Raw genomic sequence first — 4,115 nt, forward strand, 5'->3', positions numbered from 1 at the left:
ACCCCGCACACCGGCGACCTCACCGATCGCCACCCACTCCGACGAACCCGCACCCTCCGGACCCGCCGGAACCGGCACCGGCAACGGAACCGGCACCCAGTCCACCGCGAACAACGCCTCCGGCCCACCCTCACCGACCGGCCGAAGCGCCTCCGCCGAAACCTCCCGCAGTACCAGGGAGCCCACGGACGCCACGGGAGCACCGAGTTCGTCGGCGGCCAGGATCGCCACACCGTCGGCCGCCGGACTCACGGCGACGCGCAGCGCGGACGCTCCGACGGCGTGCAGCTGGACACCGGTCCAGGCGAAGGGCAGTCGCGTCGCCCCGCCCTCGGCCTCGACCAGGCCGCTGACGTGCAGCGACGCGTCCAGCAGCGCCGGGTGCAGACCGAAACCGCCCGCCTCACCCGCCGCCTCCTCGGGCAGCGCGACCTCCGCATAGACGGTCCCACCCACCCGCCAAGCCGCACCCAGACCCCGGAACACCGGACCGTAGCCGTACCCGACCTCGGCCAGAGCCTCGTAGAAACCCTCCAGCGGCAGTGCCGTGGCACCGGCCGGCGGCCAGGCGGCCAGATCGAACTCCGGCGCCCGCTCCTGCGCGGTCAGGGTTCCCACCGCGTGGCAGATCCACGGCGCGGTCCCGCCGGCGTCCGGCCGGGCGTGGATCTCCACCCGGCAGTCGCCCTCCTCGCCCGAGGCCGCCACCCGCACCTGGAGGTGCACGCCGCCCTGCTCGGGCAGCGGCAGCGGCGCCTGGAGCACCAGCTCCTCCAGGACCGGGCGGTCGATCTGCTCGCCCGCGCGCAGCGCCATGTCCACGAAGGCAGTCCCCGGCACCAGCGCCTGGCCCTGGACGGCGTGGTCCGCGAGCCACGGGTGGGTGGCGAGCGACAGCCGTCCGGTCAGCAAAAGGCCGTTGTCTCCGGCCAGTTGAACCGCAGCGCCGAGCATCGGGTGGCCGGCCGACAGCTGGCCGACCGAACCGGCGTCTCCGGACCGGACGGCCGGGCGCGGCCAGTAGCGCTCGCGCTGGAAGGCGTACGTCGGCAGTTCGAGCCGTCGACCGGCCGGCAGCACGGCCGACCAGTCCACGTCCGCACCGGCCGTCCAGAGCCGGGCCAGGGCGGTCAGCGCGGTGCCCGACTCCTCCCGCTCACGGCGCAGCAGCGGCGCGAACACGGCCTCGGCAACCGCCTGTCCGGCCAAGCCGCTCAGCACCGCGTCCGGGCCCAGCTCGACGTAGCGGGTGACGCCCTGGCGGTGCAGGGTGTCGACGCCGTCGGCGAAGCGGACGGCCTCGCGGACCTGGCGGACCCAGTAGTCGGGGGTGGTGAGCAGCCCGGGCTCGGCGATCCCGCCGGTCAGGTTCGACACGATCGGAACGCGCGGCTCGGCGAAGGTCAACCCGCCGAGCACGGAATCGAATTCTTCCAGCATCGGCTCCATCAGCGCCGAGTGGAACGCGTGCGAGACCGTCAGCCGACGGGTCTTGCGGCCCTCGGCCTTCCAGCGGGCCGCGAACTCCTCGACCACCTCGACGGGGCCGGAGACCACGAGGGAGGTCGGGCCGTTGACGGCCGCGACGTCCAGCCGGTCACCGACCTCCGCCCGCACCTCGGCCTCGGTGGCCTGCACGGCGAGCATCGCCCCGCCCTCGGGCAGCGCGTCCATCAGCCGGCCACGTGCCGCCACCAGGGCGCACGCGTCGGCGAGCGAGAACACGCCCGCCGCATGGGCGGCGGCGATCTCGCCGATCGAGTGCCCGAGCAGGAAGTCGGGTGCCACGCCCCAGGATTCGAGCAGCCGGAACGAGGCCACCTCGACCGCGAACAGCCCGGCCTGCGCCCACACCGTCCGGTCCAGATCCTCGACGCCGTCGAGGACGACCTCCCGCACCGACCGCCCGAGCCTCGCGTCCAGCTCCGCACAGACCGCGTCAAAGGCCCCGGCGAACACCGGGAACGCCTCGTACAGCCCGCGGCCCATGCCGACCCGCTGCGCACCCTGCCCCGTGAACAGGAACGCCGTCCGGCCCTCGACCGCCGTGCCCGAGACCACCCCCTCGCCGGGCCGGCCCTCGGCCAGCGCGGTCAGGCCTGCCCCGATCGCGGCAGCCGTGTCACCGACGGCCACCGCGCGGTGCTCCAGCGCCGCCCGGGTGACGGCCAGCGCGTGCCCCGCGGCCGCCGGGTCGGGCCCGGTCGCCGCGAACTCGGCCAGCCTCGCCGCCTGTCCGCGCAGCCCCTCCGGGGTCTTCGCGGACACCGGCCAGAGCACCGGACCGCTGTTCTCCACCGGTTCCGGTGCGGGCAGCGGATCGCCCTGCTCCAGGATGACGTGGGCGTTGGTGCCGCTGATACCGAAGGAGGACACGCCCGCGCGGCGCGGACGGTCCGCCTCCGGCCACGGCCGGGCCTGCGTCAGCAGCTCCACCGCGCCCGCCGACCAGTCGACGTGCGAGGTCGGCTCGTCCACGTGCAGCGTGGCCGGGAGGACGCCGTGGCGCATCGCCTGCACCATCTTGATGACGCCCGCGACACCGGCCGCCGACTGGGTGTGGCCGATGTTGGACTTGATCGAGCCCAGCCACAACGGCCGGTCGGCCGGCCGGTCCTGGCCGTAGGTCGCCAGCAGCGCCTGGGCCTCGATCGGGTCTCCGAGCGGAGTGCCGGTGCCGTGCGCCTCCACCACGTCCACCTCGGACGGGGCGAGCCGCGCGGAGGCCAGCGCCTGCCGGATCACCCGCTCCTGGGAGGGGCCGTTCGGCGCGGTGAGCCCGTTGGAGGCGCCGTCCTGGTTGACCGCGCTGCCGCGGATCACCGCGAGCACCCGGTGCCCGTCCCGACGGGCGTCGGACAGACGCTGGAGCACCAGCACGCCGACGCCCTCGGACCAGACGGTGCCGTCGGCCCCGGCGGAGAACGCCTTGCAGCGTCCGTCCGAGGCCAGGCCGTCCTGCCGGTCGAACTCGGCGAACACCCCCGGGGTGGACATCACGGTCACACCGCCGGTCAGTGCCATCGCGCACTCGCCGCGCTGCAGCGCCTGGATCGCCCAGTGCATCGCCACCAGGGAGGAGGAGCAGGCGGTGTCCACGGTGACGGCCGGGCCCTCCAGGCCGAACACGTACGAGACGCGGCCGGAGAGGATGCTGGTGGCGGCGCCCGTCATCAGGTGCCCCTCCGACTCCGGCAGGTCCATCCCGGCGCCGTAGCCGAACGCCGAGGCGCCGACCAGGACGCCGGTGGAGGACCGATGCATGGACAGCGGGTCGAGGCCGGCGGCCTCGAAGGCCTCCCAGGAGGCCTCCAGCAGCAGCCGCTGCTGCGGGTCCATCGCCAGCGCCTCGCGCGGCGAGATCCCGAACAGCCCGGCGTCGAAGTCGGCGGCGTCGTGCAGGAAGCCGCCGCGCGGCGTGTAGGTGGCGTCGGCGACCTCGATCTCCCAGCCGCGGTCGGCCGGGAAAGCGGTCACGCCGTCGAAGCCCTCGGCCAGCAGTCGCCAGAGCCGCTCGGGGTTGTCCGCGCCGCCGGGGAAGCGGCAGCTCATGCCGATGATCGCGATGGGCTCGCCGGTGTCCACGGCCGTCTCGACGAACGGCGCCACGGAGGCGGCCCGCTCGAAGAGCAGCTCGTCGAGGTGCTCGGCCAGCACGGCCGGGGTCGGGTAGTCGAAGACCAGGGTCACCGGCAGCCGCAGCCCGGTGACGGCGTTCAGCCCGTTGCGCAGCTCCACGGCGGTCAGCGAGTCGAAGCCGAGCTCCCGGAACGCGTGCCGGGGGCCGACCGCGTCCGTGGCGCCGTGGCCGAGCACGGTGGCCGCGCTGCTGCGGACCAGCTCCAGCAGCTGCGCGCGCCGATCCTCGGCCGGCAGCGGCCGCAGCCGCGCCAGCAGTCCGGACTCCGCGCCCGCGCCCCGGTCGGCGGCCCGCCGGGCGGACGGCCGGATCAGGCCGCGCAGCAGCGGGGGCACCCCATGGGTGGAGACGGCCTGCGCGGCGGCCAGGTCCAGGACCGTCGGCAGCAGGTGCGGTACGGGCAGGGTGATCGCCCGGTCGAACAGGGCCAGGGCCTGCGCGGTCGGCAGTCCCGAGCCGCTGCGTGCCGAGGAGA

At 75.1% G+C, this 4,115-nt stretch carries 1 protein-coding gene; it reads right to left on the reverse strand.

All coding sequences use genetic code 11. The features are described 5' to 3' along the window. Window positions 1-4,115: beta-ketoacyl synthase N-terminal-like domain-containing protein (locus ACFWJ4_RS41015; protein WP_380554412.1), on the reverse strand; the 4,115-nt coding region annotated here is incomplete at both ends.

The organism is Kitasatospora sp. NPDC127067 (assembly GCF_042724755.1).
Classification (GTDB): Bacteria; Actinomycetota; Actinomycetes; order Streptomycetales; family Streptomycetaceae; genus Kitasatospora; species Kitasatospora lactacystinica.